12 protein-coding genes are annotated in these 13,327 nt (G+C 67.2%); 7 read left to right on the top strand and 5 right to left on the bottom strand.

From position 1 onward, the window contains the following. Positions 1-3: 3 nt before the first annotated feature. Entirely contained in the window at positions 4-915 is a 912-nt protein-coding gene (locus tag BLS11_RS11985) for a serine/threonine-protein kinase RIO2 (RefSeq protein ID WP_092537762.1), read from the bottom strand. A 130-nt stretch (positions 916-1,045) separates the two neighbouring features. Between BLS11_RS11985 and BLS11_RS11980 the strand changes: the two genes are divergently transcribed. From BLS11_RS11980 to BLS11_RS11960, 5 genes are all read left to right on the top strand, one after another. Continuing rightward, complete coding sequence (locus BLS11_RS11980; protein ID WP_092537760.1) at positions 1,046-1,402, top strand: hypothetical protein; 357 nt, start codon at positions 1,046-1,048, stop codon at positions 1,400-1,402. 69 nt (positions 1,403-1,471) lie between these two features. After that, the gene (locus BLS11_RS11975) at positions 1,472-2,296 is read left to right on the top strand and encodes a lipoate--protein ligase family protein (protein ID WP_092537758.1); all 825 of its coding nucleotides are present in this window, start codon (positions 1,472-1,474) and stop codon (positions 2,294-2,296) included. 100 nt (positions 2,297-2,396) lie between these two features. After that, on the top strand, positions 2,397-3,227 hold the full coding sequence (locus BLS11_RS11970) for a deoxyribonuclease IV (RefSeq protein WP_092537757.1): 831 nt from the start codon (positions 2,397-2,399) through the stop codon (positions 3,225-3,227). A gap of 90 nt (positions 3,228-3,317) precedes the next feature. Beyond that, positions 3,318-4,745 carry an endonuclease/exonuclease/phosphatase family protein gene (locus BLS11_RS11965; protein ID WP_092537755.1) on the top strand — a complete coding sequence of 476 codons (1,428 nt, stop codon included), beginning with the start codon at positions 3,318-3,320 and terminating at the stop codon, positions 4,743-4,745. 69 nt (positions 4,746-4,814) lie between these two features. After that, positions 4,815-5,624, top strand: a complete 810-nt coding sequence (locus BLS11_RS11960; protein ID WP_092537753.1) for a class I SAM-dependent methyltransferase — start codon at positions 4,815-4,817, stop codon at positions 5,622-5,624. Here BLS11_RS11960 and BLS11_RS11955 read toward each other — a convergent pair whose 3' ends face one another. Beyond that, on the bottom strand, positions 5,625-5,840 hold the full coding sequence (locus tag BLS11_RS11955) for a zinc ribbon domain-containing protein (RefSeq protein WP_092537751.1): 216 nt from the start codon (positions 5,838-5,840) through the stop codon (positions 5,625-5,627). It abuts the gene before it with no gap. A gap of 85 nt (positions 5,841-5,925) precedes the next feature. Here BLS11_RS11955 and BLS11_RS11950 point away from each other — a divergent pair, with 85 nt between their 5' ends. After that, entirely contained in the window at positions 5,926-6,117 is a 192-nt protein-coding gene (locus BLS11_RS11950; RefSeq protein ID WP_092537749.1) for a DUF8143 family protein, read from the top strand. A gap of 12 nt (positions 6,118-6,129) precedes the next feature. Here the strand turns inward: BLS11_RS11950 and BLS11_RS11945 are convergent, their stop codons facing one another. Together BLS11_RS11945 and BLS11_RS11940 are read right to left on the bottom strand one after the other, a co-directional pair. Next, positions 6,130-9,846 (bottom strand): glycoside hydrolase family 97 N-terminal domain-containing protein, encoded by a 3,717-nt coding sequence (locus BLS11_RS11945; protein ID WP_092537747.1) that lies wholly within the window; start codon positions 9,844-9,846, stop codon positions 6,130-6,132. A 151-nt stretch (positions 9,847-9,997) separates the two neighbouring features. Continuing rightward, positions 9,998-10,642: a DUF7095 family protein gene (locus BLS11_RS11940; RefSeq protein WP_092537745.1), complete on the bottom strand. Its 645-nt coding sequence runs from the start codon at positions 10,640-10,642 to the stop codon at positions 9,998-10,000. 330 nt (positions 10,643-10,972) lie between these two features. Between BLS11_RS11940 and ncsA the strand changes: the two genes are divergently transcribed. Continuing rightward, a complete protein-coding gene (gene ncsA / locus BLS11_RS11935; RefSeq protein ID WP_092537743.1) occupies positions 10,973-11,938 on the top strand; it encodes a tRNA 2-thiolation protein NcsA in 966 nt (321 codons plus the stop codon). Positions 11,939-12,109: 171 nt separating this feature from the next. Here the strand turns inward: ncsA and ftsZ are convergent, their stop codons facing one another. Next, positions 12,110-13,327, bottom strand: a complete 1,218-nt coding sequence (gene ftsZ, locus BLS11_RS11930) for a cell division protein FtsZ (protein WP_092537741.1) — start codon at positions 13,325-13,327, stop codon at positions 12,110-12,112.

Here is a 13,327-nt window from a genome sequence, read left to right as displayed (position 1 = left end):
ACGTTACTCGGCGTGGTCGCGGACCGTCTCGAACTCGTCGGCGGCGACGGCGTCGCAGACGCTCGGTTCGTCCACCGCCTCGGGCATCGCGGAGGGGTACTTCCGCCGGAAGTAGCCGAGCAGGTTCTTCACGTCGCGGGCGAGGAGTTCGCGGGCGTTGTCGTGGTCCGTCGGGACGGCCTGCGGCCAGTCGAAGACGGTGACGCCGTTCTCCGCGACTGCGACGTTGTACTCGCTCATGTCGGCGTGGACGTAGCCCGCCTCGTACGCGGCGGCGACTTCGGCGAGAATCAGATCGAGGACGCCCACCGCCTGTTCGTCGGCGAGTTTGGCCTTTCCCAGTTCGACGCCCTCCAGTTTCTCCATGACGATGGCGTGGCGGTTCTGGTCGACGGGCCGCGGCACCGACACGTCGGGGTAGAGGTCCTCCAGCGCCTCGTACTCGCGTTCTGCCGCCTTGCGGGCCGTGTAGAGCCACGAGACGTGCTGTCGGTCGGAGGTGTAGTCGCGTTCGCGCATCACCTCCCGGAAGTTCGTGTACCCCTCGCGGTGGAACTTCAGCGCGAGCGGCTTGTACGACTGCACCTCCAACACGTCGCTCTCCTTGCCGACGCCGAGGGGCGCGCCGACGCCCTGTATCGTGTCGCGCTTCGAGAACGTCCGGAGGGCGAGGGCGTCGTACCCCTTCACGGAGAGCTTGTACCCCTCGTACTGGATGGTCTTCCGCTCTATCAGCTCTCTCGTCGCGCACCGGTCTAACCTGTACTCGACGTTCTCCGGGGTGAGACCGGTGAGTTCGGGGAGTTTGCCGCGATTGACCCACTCGCTGAAGCGCATCCCCTGCTCGACGCCCGAGAGGAGATAGAAGTCCTCGGGTTCGAGCTCGGCCATCACGCCGGCGACGTTCCGCACCATACCCGACCCGAAGCCCGCGAGCCGTATAAGGGACGCGAGTTCCCCGCCGCCCGCTCGTACACCACATATTGCGATACGAAATCCGGACATTCTCGCGTAGTTTTATATCGTCGCTCGAACACCGGCGACTATGGTCGAGGGACTCCTCATCGGCGACGATCTCCTGAAAGCGAAGGTGAAAGGAGAGCGCGCGGGCGCGGAAGTCGCAGGGATGCAGTACGTGGGGTACGAAGTGGGCGTGACCGAAGGGAGCGTCCACGTCTTAGGGAAGCACTGTCGGGCCGACATCGCCGACGAGGACTTCCGGTACGTCGTCGTCCCCCTCGACGCCGTCACCGGACTGAAGATGGTGGACCACACGGACCACGGCCAGACCATCGAACTGCAGACGGCCAAGGAGAACGTCGTCCTCCAGAGCGAGAAGCAGTCGACGCTCTCGAAGAACCTCGAACGGTTGTTCAGGCTGATGTGTCAGTTGCTGGCCTGAGGGCCCTCCGACGCCGTTCGCCCGCCGAGCGACGAAACCACTTTCCGGCGTTCAGTCGTACCCCGGGGCATGACCGAGGATGCCCGCGGACCCCTCGCGGACCGCGAGTGGCGACTGATACGCGAGGAGGCCCGCGACGGGCCGATGCAGATGGCGCTCGACGAGATAGCCGCCGAGACGGCGGCGTCGGGCGGCCCGCGAACCGTGCGCGTCTACCGGTGGGAACCGAGCACGCTCTCTCTCGGCTACCACCAAGACCCCGACACCGTCGATTGGGATCACTGCGCGGAGGCGGGCGTCTCCGTCACCCGACGGCAGACGGGCGGCGGCGGCATCTACCACGACTACGACGGCGACGTCTCGTACTCCATCGTCGCGCCGAAGTCCGACCTTCCGGGCGACCTGATGGACTGTTACCGCATCCTCTGTGAACCTATCCTCGACGCCTTCCGCCGGATGGGCGTCGGCGCCGACTTCGTGGCCGAGGAGTCCCCCGAGATATGGTCGCCCGCCTGCTACCTGCGCGCACTCCACCCCGCCCACGACGTGGTGGCCGAGGGCCGGAAGATAAGCGGTAACGCCCAGTACCGCCGGCGGGACGCGGTCATCCAGCACGGGTCGCTCACGTACTCGGTGCACGCGGAGGACCACCTCGACGTCTTCTCGGGCCACGACGTCTCGCCGGAGGCGTTCCGCGAACGCGTCGTCGGCGTCGACGAACTCTCGGAGACGACGCGTTCGGACGCGGTGGCGGCCGTCGAATCCGCCCTCGCGGAGTGGGCCGACGCCGCGGCGGGGTCCTGGAGCGACGAGGAACTGGACCGCGCGCGGGAACGCGTAGCGGAGAAGTACGCCGACGACGAGTGGGTCCGGCGGCGTCCGAAGGGTCGGTAACGGGGTCCGTCGGGCGGCCGTCTTCGATCACTCTCCCGTCCGTTCGACTGACTGTCTCCACTCCGAAGTTCCTATAGCCCCGTAGTTCCTGCGCTCCGTCATGCGAGTTGGCGCACACGAATCTATCGCGGGCGGCGTGTTCAACGCCGTCGACAGGCAACTGGAAGACGGCGGCAACTGCGGGCAGATATTCACCCACTCCCCGCAGGTGTGGCAGGACCCGAACATCGCCGACGACGACGCGGAGCGGTTTCGGTCGCTGTCGGAGGAGAACGACGTGGGGCCGTGGGTCATCCACACCTCCTACCTCGTTAACCTCTGTACGCCGAAGGACGGCCTCCGGAAGAAGTCGCTCGATTCGATGCAGAAGGAGGTCGACGCCGCCCACAAACTCGGCATTCCGTACGTCAACGTCCACCTCGGCGCGCACACCGGCGCAGGGGAACAGCAGGGCCTCGACAACGCCGTCTCCGTCCTCGACGAACTCGATATCCCCGACGACGTGACCGTCCTCATCGAGAGCGACGCCGGGAGCGGAACGAAGATGGGCGACGAGTTCGAGCATCTGGCGTACGTCCTCGAAGAATCCGAACAGGACCTCGACATCTGCCTCGACACCGCCCACGCCTTCGCCGCGGGGTACGACCTCTCGACGGCCGAGGGCGTCGAGGAGACGGTGGCGGAACTCGACGCCACCGTCGGCCTCGAACACCTGCAGTGCGTCCACCTCAACGACTCGAAACACGAGTGCGGGACGAACAAGGACGAACACGCCCACATCGGCGAGGGACTCATCGGCGAGGAGGGGATGCGCGCGTTCATCAACCACCCGGACCTCGCTGACGTCCCCCTCGTCTTGGAGACGCCGAACGAGGACGGCAAAGGGTTCGAGTGGAATATCAACCGAGTGAGAGAACTCCGAGAAGACTGACGACACAGCCACCGAAGTCCGTGTATATCTGACTTTTTCACTAATCAAAATTAGAAGATATTTTATGTGTGGTGGAGGAGTTCGTCTCGAATGGACTCCGGGACCCCCGTGACGACCCTCTCTCGACGAACCGCCCTCCGCGCCGGCGCACTCGCCGCCGGTCTCTCCGTGACCGGACTCGCCGCGTCTCGTTCGGCGCGCGCCCGCGCGGACGAGAGCGTGACAGTCGCGACGCGCAACCTCGGTCTCGGCGCGAACCTCTTTGCGCTGTTTTTCGTCCGCTCGGAGGACGAACTGGCCGAGACGGTCGGAACGCTCTACCGCGACGTTCGGGCCAGTTCGGTCCCCGAACGGATGGCCGCCGTCGCGGACGAACTCGCGACGCACGAACCGGATATCGTCGGCGTCCAGGAGGCGGCCCTCGTGCGGACGGACGACTCCGCCGAGGCGACGTCGCTCGGGGAGACGAACGCCGACCACGTCGTCGTCGACTTCCTCGCCGAACTCACCGCGACCCTCGCAGAGAGAGGGGCGCCGTACGAGGTGGCGCAGGTGACGACGAACGCCGACGCCGAGTTTCCGGCCGCCACCGACGACGGCCGCCTCGACGTGCGCCTGACCGACCGCGACGCCGTCCTCGTCCGCGAGGGAGCCGACGTCTCCGTCGAATCCGCGTCGCAGACGCACTTCGACGCCGCACTCGAAATGCCCGTCGACGGGGAAACCTACCGGCTCGAACGGGGGTACGGCGTCGTTCGCGCGACGGTTCGCGGGCGGGACGTGTCCGTGGTGAACACCCACCTCGAATCGGCGTCGGAGCGCGTCCGGAACGCGCAGGCGACCCAACTGGAGGAGACGCTGTCGTCGCTCGACGACCCCCTCGTCGTCCTCGGCGACCTGAACGACAGCCCCGAGTACGGCGGCGGTGCCTACGAGACGCTCTCGGCGGACTTCACCGACGCGTGGGCGACCGCGCGCCCGGACGACGCGGGGTACACCTGCTGTCAGGACCCGACGCTCGGGAACGAGCGTTCCCTCCTCGACGAACGCGTGGACCACGTCCTCGTCCGCGGCGGTCCGACGCCCGCGGAGGCGGTTCTCGTCGGCGCGTCGCCGTCCGACCGCGTGGACGGGTCCGACGGGCGGACGCTGTGGCCCTCCGACCACGCGGGCGTGATTGCGACGCTCCAGTGGCGCGCCGACGGGTCGGGGTCGGTTCGGGAGCGAACGGCGTCGGCCGACGAGGCCGCGTCCGGGACGGCGACGCCGACGAACCGAACCGCCGCCCCGACGCGGACTGAGGACCCGAGAAACGAGACGGCCGCAAACGAGACGGCCGCAAACGGGACGGCGAACGCGACGCGAGGGGCGGCGAACGACTCGGGGGCCGCGGGGCCCGGGTCGGAGGTCACCTCGGACGCGGAGGCGCCGGGATTCGGGCCGGTGGCGGGCCTCGCCGGAGTGGTCGGCGGCGTCGCCGCCCTCGTCCGGCGGACGCGGCGCGGCGGCGACGACTGACCGGGTGCGAGCGTCGACCGGACGGCGCGGACCGACTCTCTTTTGTCGCCGCCGCGGGTACCGACGCCCGTGCGGAAGTTCTCGAAATCGTACCTCCGGCGGACGCGCGAGGGCATGTGGGACGACTCCCGCGACGCCCTCTCGGATCTCTCGTTGGGCGACCGAGCGCGCGTCTTAGACGCCGGGGCCGGAACGGGCGAACTCGCCCGCGTCCTCGCCGAGGAGACGCCCGGCGAGGTGGTCTGCCTCGACGCGGACCCCGAACTCGCCCGCGTCGCCCGCGAGGAGACGGGACTGCAGACCCTGACCGGCGACGCCACGCGACCGCCGTTCGCGGACGATTCCTTCGACTTAGCCGTCTGTCAGGCGCTTCTCGTGAACCTGCCCGACCCCGCCGAAGCGGTATCCGCGTTCGCCCGCGTCTCCTCTGACCTCGTCGCCGCCGTCGAACCGGACAACGCCGACGTGGGCGTCGATTCGACGGTGGCCGCCGAAGTCCCCCTCGAACGCTCCGTCCGCGAGGCGTACATCGAGGGCGTCGGCACGAACGTCGCCCTCGGCGACCGGGTGGCCAACCTGTTCGAGGCGGCGGGCCTGCGCGACGTGCGGACGCGGCGCTACTACCACCAGAAGACGGTCGAACCGCCGTACGACCAACACCAACTGGAGAGTGCGGCGCGGAAGGCAAACGGCGCGGGCCTCGACGCCCACGAGACGGAACTCCGGCGCGTCCTCTCGGAGGCGGAGTACGACGCGCTTCGCCGCGACTGGCGGGAGATGGGTCGGGCCGTCGTCGAACAGATGCGCGAGGGGCGGTACCGCCGCGCGGAAGTCGTCCCGTTCGACGTCACCGTCGGGCGCGTGCCCGACGCGGAGTGACTACCCCAAGAACAGGTCCGCGAGGTTGCCGCTGGAACTGCGGCGGTACAGTTCGGAGTAGCCGCAGTTCGTACAGGTGACGACGGTGAAACTTCGGTTCTGTACGTCGAACAGCTTCGAGAAGCCGGTTCCGCTCGTCGCTATCGAGTCCATCTCGGTTTCGGTGCCGCCGCACTTCGGACAGCCTTTCTCGTCGTCGCGTTCTGGAGGGCTCATACGTTCGCTAGTTCCGACAGGAGAATAAATATCTTCTCCGTAACGTGGGGGAAGAATTACTTCCCGAGAGCGCGGACGTTCGCGCATGCAAGGTACCGGCTTCGCCCTGTTCACCGTCGTCTTCGCCCTCCTCTCCGCCGCCGGAGCGTTCGCGCTCTACTCGGTCATCGACGCCGAGACGTCGAATCCGAGGGTGGTCGAACGCGAAGAGGCCGAATCGATCGCCCGCGAGGAGGCGGAGCGTCGGGCGCGGAACCTCGGACGCCGCGAAGAGTGAGTCGCCGGGGGACTACCCCAGCGAGACGAACGGAATCGTCGCCAGTTCGCCTTCGCCGTACGCCAGAGCGTCCGACTGCGAGACGCCCTCGGGCGTCAACAGGTCGGCGATGCGCGGCGCGTTCTCGACCGCTCCGGCCGTCGCCCCGCCGAAGACGTACTCGGCGCTCTCCTCTTGGACCGGGCGGAGACTGCCCCGGTCCTCCGATTGGACCATCGGGACGACCTCTAACTCGGCGGCGTCGGCGCCGCCGAACGCGGCGCGGTCGATGCTCAGACTGACCGTGTTCGCCGACGCGTCCACGGACTCGCCGACCGCGACGGCGTTCCCGTCGGCGTCGGTCAACGTCGCGCCGGCGGAATCGACCGCGCTCTTGGTGAATCCGCTGATTTCGAGGCGGTAGTGCCACGCGTCCTCGAACGACGCGGTGGCGCTCAGGTCGTCGAGTGTCTCGGTGGTTCCGCCGGACGCGTTCGGGTTCCGGACCCAGAGGACGAACATCTGCGGCGAGAAGCCCCGGTCGCTCCCGAAGGCGTTGTACAGGTTCGCCACCTCGAAGGTGAACTCGTACTCGCTCGGCGTCTGTTCGACGGTGAACGACCGAAGGTCGAACGCCCCCTCCTCGAAGTCGCCCGCGGTGGGGTAGGTGTACTCGCCGGGGCCGGCGTCGTCGCCCGACGGGTCCGAGAGGGAGGCGACGGTCACCGGCGGCTTGACCGTCACGCGCTTCGACGCCAGCGTCGTCCCGTCCGTCGTCCGAACGGTCACGTCGTACGTGCCGGGGTCGTCGATGGCGTAGGAGAACTCGTACGTCGCCTCCTCCGAGTTCGGCGGGAAGCGGACGTTCGCCGTCGCGGCCACTTCCCCGTCCACGACCAGTTCGACCGTCGTACCGCCGACGTAGTCGCCGTCGTTTGAACCGGTGGCTTCGACGAACTGCTCTCTGACGAACGTCTCACCCGAGATGGAGACGTCCACGTCCTGTCGAGGCCGTTCGTACGTCGGCAACTCGGCGGCCTCCTCCCGACCGGCCGGGCGGAGTCTGAGGGCGGTGCCGCCGGACTCTATCATCGACGCCAGCACCGTCGTCTCCGCGTCCACGAGGAACTCGTCGACGCGCACGTCCGTCAGGTTCTCGTCGTAGGCGGCGTCGACGCCGTCGGAGTACATCTCCGCGACGTACGTCCCTTTGGTGTGGCCCTTCCCCTCGCCGTTCTTCTTCTCGTGACCCTCGCCGTTTTCCTTCCCCTTCTCGTGGCCCTTCCGTTCGCCGGGCGCGGCGTCGAGGAAGTCCAACGGGACATCGAGTGCGCGGCCGTCCTCGTCGGTCATCGCGCCGACGTACCACTCCTCGCCCTTGCGACGGGCGGTCACGGTGTAGGAGCCGATTTCGCCGTCGAGCATCCGGGTGTCGTCCCACCCCGCGGCGGGCACGTCCTCGATGAACCGGAAGGCGTCCACCGTCGGTCCGCGGATGGGGTCCGTCTCCGGGTCGGGCATCGACTCGCCCGTCGCCGTGACCGCCACGGCGTCGAGGTTGAGGCCGCCGGTGTCCTCGTCGGTCAGCACCACCGAGAGGTCGTTGTCGCCCGATTCCAGCGAGACGGTGGTCGAAACCGTCGCCCACTCGTCCCAGTACTCCGTCGGCGGGAAGGTGACCTGCGCGCTCTCGTCGTTTACGGTCACGGTGGCCGTCCGGTCGGCGTCGGCGGGGACGGCGTTCTCCTCCTCGTCGCTGGCGTAGCGGAGGTGGACGTCGTACTCGCCCGCCTCCGCGACGCCCTCGACGGTCCACGACACGGAGGATCCGGCGTCGGCGCTGTTGGGGTCCACGGCGACGTAGCGTTCGCCCTGCGCGCCGGCCCACTTCGCGGCGGTGGGGAAGCCCTCGGACTCGCCGAACTCCGCCTGCGCCACCTCGCCGACGCCGACTGTGGCCTCCCGGTCCGCGAGGTAGGAACTCGGCAGGTCCGCGACCATCTGGAGGCCGCTGAAGTACGTCGGGTACATGGCGAGTTGCTTCGCCCGCGTCGTCTCGATGCCGCCGGACCCCGAGTCCACGTCGAAGATGCCGGGCGTGTACTCGACGGGGCCGCCGAGCATCCGCGTGAACGGGAACGTGACGTGGTGCGACGGCGAGATATCGCCGAAGGCGTCGTACTCCTGTCCCAACACGCCCTCGCGGGTCATCACGTTGGGGTAGGTCCGACGCTCGCCGGTCGGCTTGATGGGTTCGTGCACCTCCAGCATCTGGCGGTGTTTCGCCGCCTCCCGGTAGACGAGGTGGTGGTGGTTGACGAGCGGTTGGCAGTGGTGGTTGTACGTCGTCCCGTCGATGGTGACGCCGCTATCTGCGACGTAGCCCGTCTTGATGGAGTTGATTCCCAACTCGTCGTAGAACGCGAAGGGGCTGGAGTCGGAGCGCAGTTGGGACTCGTAGTTCGAGACGTTGCCCGCCGTCTCGTTGTGCGACGTCATCGCCACCGGCGGGTCGAGTTCCTGCCCGTACTCCGTCACCTCTCGGATGTCGAAGTCGGGGTACGTCTCGTCGAAGTCCATCGTGTTCCCGTCGCCGGGGTAGGAGTCCCAGCCTTGGTTCCACCCCTCCACGAGGACGCTCGGAATTCCGTGTTCGCTGGCGAACTCCATGTACCGCTTCATCCGGCCGGTCTGTGCGCCGTGGTTGCCCGTCTCCGGGCCCTGATACTCCCAGTCCGCGCGGCCGGTTATCATCAGCCACCAGACGCCGATGAACTTCTGCGGCTCTATCCAGTCCGTCCCCTGCGGGAACGCCTCCTCGTCGCGGGGTTCGTTGAGGTTGACGACGAGGTTCGACTCCACGAGTTCGCCGGGCCGCGTCGCCACCTGAATCGTCCGCCACGGGGTTCGGTGCGGCGCGGACGCCGTCACCTTCGTCCCGTCGGGCAGGGGGGCCAGCGTCGATTCGAACGTGGTCGACCCCTCCGAGGCGGGTTCGACGGCCATCGACGCGTAGTCCACGAGATTCGCCTCGTGGACGCTCACGTAGCTGTCTTCGCCAGCCTTCATCGTCATCGGCGTGTGCGCGCCGCCGAAGGAGCTCTGCGCGCCGATTTCGCTCAGCGGCGTCTCCTCGTAGGCGTACTCGTAGCTGTTGAAGTCGTTCGGTATCCACCACGAGGTGTAGTCGCCGGCGAAGGCGAACTCCGTCCGTTCCGAGGTTATCACGAAGTCGCCGAACCCGCTGTCCTCCGGGAAGACGTACCGGAAGCCGACGCCGTCGTCGAACGCTCGAACCTCCAGTGTGAGCGCTCGCCCCTCGCCGCCGGACTCCTGCAGCCCGATTCGGAGTTCCTCGTAGTGCTCGCGTATCCGGTCGTACTGGTCCCAGACGGGCGTCCACGTCTCGTCCGTCGTCGAACGCTCGGTGCCCGTGACGGACACTCCTTCGCCGAAGGCGTCCTGATTCCGGAACTCGAATCCCAGCGCCGAGTCCTCGACGACGGTGGTTCCGTCGTGGACGACGCAGTAACTCGGGACGCCGTCCGAGACGTCGACTGTCACCTCGACGGTTCCGTCCGGCGAGGAGAGCGTCTGCGCGTTCGAATCGTCACCGTTCGTCACCTGCGCCGCGGCGGCCTCGTCGACGGACAGCGAGAACGCCGACGCCGCGAACAACGACGTGAGTCCGCCGACGAACCCCCGGCGACTCAGCCGCGACGACTCCGGTACATCGCGTTGGTTTGACATCACGTCCCAACACACAAACGTTTGTGATAAATTTTGTTCACACTTTCACAGCGTGACTCCGACCCGAGCGCGCTACGCGGAGGAGGAACCTTTAGATACGTCTCTCTGGCGGGTGAGACGTCTCGAGAACGGACTACGGAGGATTCGTCGCTCAGACCACGTCGCCGCGAACCGTCGCGCCGGATTGGGAGAGTCGGTAGTCCTGAACCGCCGCCGCCGCCTCCTCGGCCTCGTCCTCGTCGAGTCCGAGCATTTCGAGCGACTCCGAGAGGGTCGGAAAGACGAGTTCGCCGCCGCGGAGTTTCTCCAGGGCGTCCTCGGAACGTCGGCCGTCGGCGTACAGGCAGACGCCGCGGGGGTCGAGTATCTGTTCGTACGCGTCGCGGGCCACCGCGCCCTTCAGTCGTTGCGTGACGTTGTCCTCGAAGGAGGCGTTGCACACTTCGAGGTGGACGGGTTCGTCCTCCTCCAAGAGGTGCGCGGCGAGGCACTTCTCCGGCGCGGCGTGGCCGTTGGCGTTCGCGCGGAGGTGTTCGGGGTACTCCTCGGCCCACTCCGCGGAGACGCTCTTGCCGACGCCCTTGACGCCGTGGGACTTCCGGAACTCCTCCTCGCGGTCGGCGTCGCCGCCGAAGAGCAAGTCCTTCGTCACGTACACGTCGAGTCGCTCCACCGGGTCGAGTCCGAGTGCCACGTCGCCGTACACCCACAGTTCGCGGACGGGAACCGGCGTCGGCCCGGACGTCACCGCGTCGAGAATCTCCGTCACCCGGTCGAGGGCGCGAGTTCGCTCCATGGCCGTTGGTCCGACCTTCGTCGGGGAATACGTTTCGCCACCGGTACCGTTAGACCGATGGACATTTAAGCGACGTGACGGGATATACCGGTAGCATCCGGGGAGGCGTTCGGTTCGGTCGTTCCCCTTTCCCCCTCACGTGGGCCGTCCGGTGCGCACTCGTCGGATGCTCACCCCATCCCCACCCCCTTCCCCCCATTCCACACGCTCGTTTCTTCCCCCTCCGACCGACGCCCGGCGACCGGCGGGTCCGTCGGCCGCGGTCACCGACGCGTCGTCGGGGGACCGGAGACGAAACCGGTATCCTTCCCGGCGGGTAACGACCCGGTGATGGAGTGCGACAAGTGCGACCGCGACGCGGTGATGCACGCGGCCTACTCCGGGGGTCACCTGTGCGAGAAGCACTTCTGTGCCTCGGTCGAAAAGCGCGTCCGCGGCCGCATCCGGAAGGACAGTCTCGTACCGCGAGACGCCACGCCCGAGAACCCCCAGACGTGGGTCATCGGCCTCTCGGGCGGGAAAGATAGCGTCGTGCTCACCCACATCTTAGACGAGACGTTCGGCCCCGACCCCCGAATCGAGATGGTGGCGTTGACCATCCACGAGGGCATCGAGGGCTACCGGGACGAGAGCGTCGACGCCTGCGTCGAACTCGCCGAGGACATCCAGATGCGACACGAACTCGTCTCCTACGAGGAGGAGTTCGGCGTCCGCATGGACGACGTGGTGGAGGACGACCCAGAGAACATGGCCGCCTGCGCGTACTGCGGCGTCTTCCGCCGGGACCTGCTCGAACGCTACGCCGACGAGTTCGGCGCGGACAAACTGCTGACGGGGCACAACTTGGACGACGAGGCGGAGACGGCGCTGATGAACATCCTCGAAGGCGACGTCGAGCAGATGGCGCGGCACTTCGACGCCAGTCTCGGCCGCTTCGAGGACCGAAACCGCTCCGAGGACTTCGTCCCGCGGGCGAAACCGCTCCGTGACATCCCCGAGAAGGAAGTCGCCCTGTACGCCCACCTGAAGGACCTCCCCGCCCACATCACGGAGTGCCCGCACGCCTCCGAGGCGTTCCGCGGCGAGATTCAGGAGTTGATGCTCGAACTCGAAGACAAACACCCGGGGACGAGACACTCGATAATGTCCGGGTACGAGGAGATAGCCGAACTCGCCGCCGACCGGTACCGAGGCGACGACGACGTGGACCTCAACGAGTGCGAGCGGTGCGGTTCGAAGACGGCCCGCGACGTCTGCCGGAAGTGCCGCCTGCTGGAGTCGCTTCGGGCGGTGTAGTCGGCGTCTGCGGGTTCACATCTTCTGCCGAGAGCGACCGCTCTTCGGTACTGTCGAGCGTCGCAAAAGTGGTCCCGCGCGGCGGGTCTGGCCGCGCGGGCCCGAGGAACCGAGTTCAGTTAACGTTGGCGAGGTGGGCGACCGATAGAGTCCGCGGTCGTGTTCGAAACGTTAGCGGATAACGTCCAGCCCGTTGCTCTCTTCGGACTGGTCGCGCCCGCCGTCGGACTGCCACGACCCGCCGGTGTTGGACCGACCGGACGTGCCGGACCGACCGGACGGGTTCGGGGCTTCGACGTTGTTGCTCGCGTCGAACTCCGAAGGCGACTCGAGGCTCTGTCGCGACTTGTCGGCCTGCTTCTGGGTCGTCGGGCCGAGGACCTGCGCCGACTGGACGCCGGTCATGATGGCCATGACGCGTACCTTGCCCTTGTACTCGTCCTGAATGCGAGCGCCCCAGATGACGTTCGCGGACGCTTCGAGGCGTTCGGTGATGTTGTTCGCGATACCCTCGGCCTCCTTGAGTGTGAGGTCGGGGCCGCCGGTTATGTGGACGAGGCCGCCGGATGCGCCCCGGTAGTCCACGTCGAGAAGCGGGTGGTTCATCGCGTCGTTGACCACCTCTTGGGTCTTGTTCTTGTCCTGCGTCTCGCCGACGAGCATCACCGCGACGCCGCCCTGGTTCATGATGGTGGACATGTCCGCGTAGTCCAGGTTGATGAGCGAGGGCTGGGTGATGGTCTCGGAGATGCCCTTGACCGTCTCCGCGATGATCTGGTCCATCACGGAGAACGCCTTCCCGATGGGGAGGTTGGGCACGTAGTCCAGCAGGCGGTTGTTGTCGAGGACGATGATGGAGTCCGCCTCGTTGCGGAGTTTCTCCAGTCCTTCCTCGGCCTTCACCGTGCGCGCGCGCTCGACGTTGAACGGCGTCGAGACCATGCCCACGACGATGGCTCCCTGCTCTTTGGCGATCTTCGAGACGACGGGCGCCGCACCGGTCCCGGTGCCGCCACCCATGCCGGCGGTGACGAACACGAGGTCGGCGTTACCGAGGACCTCTTTGACGGTCCCTTGGGCCATCTCGGTCGCGCGCTCGCCCATCGAGGGGTCGCCGCCCGCGCCGAGACCCTGCGTGAGGGACTTGCCGACGAGAATCTTCGTGTCGGCCTCTATCATCTTCAGGTGCTGTTTGTCGGTGTTGATGGCCACCGTCTCGGCACCGTCGACGCCGATGTTGTAGAGGCGATTGATCGTGTTGTTTCCAGCGCCGCCGCAGCCCACGATGACGATTCGGGGGTCACCGAATCCGTCGTCGTCGTCGGCCATGTCGGCGGCCTGTTTCTCTTCCTCGTCGCGTTCCATGGCCTCGCGGACGATATCCTGCAT

It is taken from the genome of Halopelagius longus, from assembly GCF_900100875.1.
In the GTDB taxonomy this organism is placed as follows: Archaea; Halobacteriota; Halobacteria; order Halobacteriales; family Haloferacaceae; genus Halopelagius; species Halopelagius longus.
Note: the sequence above shows the minus strand (reverse complement) of the source record. Positions and strands in the feature narration are given on the sequence as shown.

Excerpts from the sequence above, each read along its gene's own strand:
- BLS11_RS11985 (WP_092537762.1), bottom strand. The coding sequence starts at position 915 with ATGGTGCGGAACGTCGCCGGCGTGATGGCCGAGCTCGAACCCGAGGAC.
- BLS11_RS11980 (WP_092537760.1), top strand. The coding sequence starts at position 1,046 with ATGGTCGAGGGACTCCTCATCGGCGACGATCTCCTGAAAGCGAAGGTG.
- BLS11_RS11975 (WP_092537758.1), top strand. The coding sequence starts at position 1,472 with ATGACCGAGGATGCCCGCGGACCCCTCGCGGACCGCGAGTGGCGACTG.
- BLS11_RS11970 (WP_092537757.1), top strand. The coding sequence starts at position 2,397 with ATGCGAGTTGGCGCACACGAATCTATCGCGGGCGGCGTGTTCAACGCC.
- BLS11_RS11965 (WP_092537755.1), top strand. The coding sequence starts at position 3,318 with ATGGACTCCGGGACCCCCGTGACGACCCTCTCTCGACGAACCGCCCTC.
- BLS11_RS11955 (WP_092537751.1), bottom strand. The coding sequence starts at position 5,840 with ATGAGCCCTCCAGAACGCGACGACGAGAAAGGCTGTCCGAAGTGCGGC.
- BLS11_RS11950 (WP_092537749.1), top strand. The coding sequence starts at position 5,926 with ATGCAAGGTACCGGCTTCGCCCTGTTCACCGTCGTCTTCGCCCTCCTC.
- BLS11_RS11945 (WP_092537747.1), bottom strand. The coding sequence starts at position 9,846 with ATGTCAAACCAACGCGATGTACCGGAGTCGTCGCGGCTGAGTCGCCGG.
- BLS11_RS11940 (WP_092537745.1), bottom strand. The coding sequence starts at position 10,642 with ATGGAGCGAACTCGCGCCCTCGACCGGGTGACGGAGATTCTCGACGCG.
- ncsA (WP_092537743.1), top strand. The coding sequence starts at position 10,973 with ATGGAGTGCGACAAGTGCGACCGCGACGCGGTGATGCACGCGGCCTAC.
- ftsZ (WP_092537741.1), bottom strand. The coding sequence starts at position 13,327 with ATGCAGGATATCGTCCGCGAGGCCATGGAACGCGACGAGGAAGAGAAA.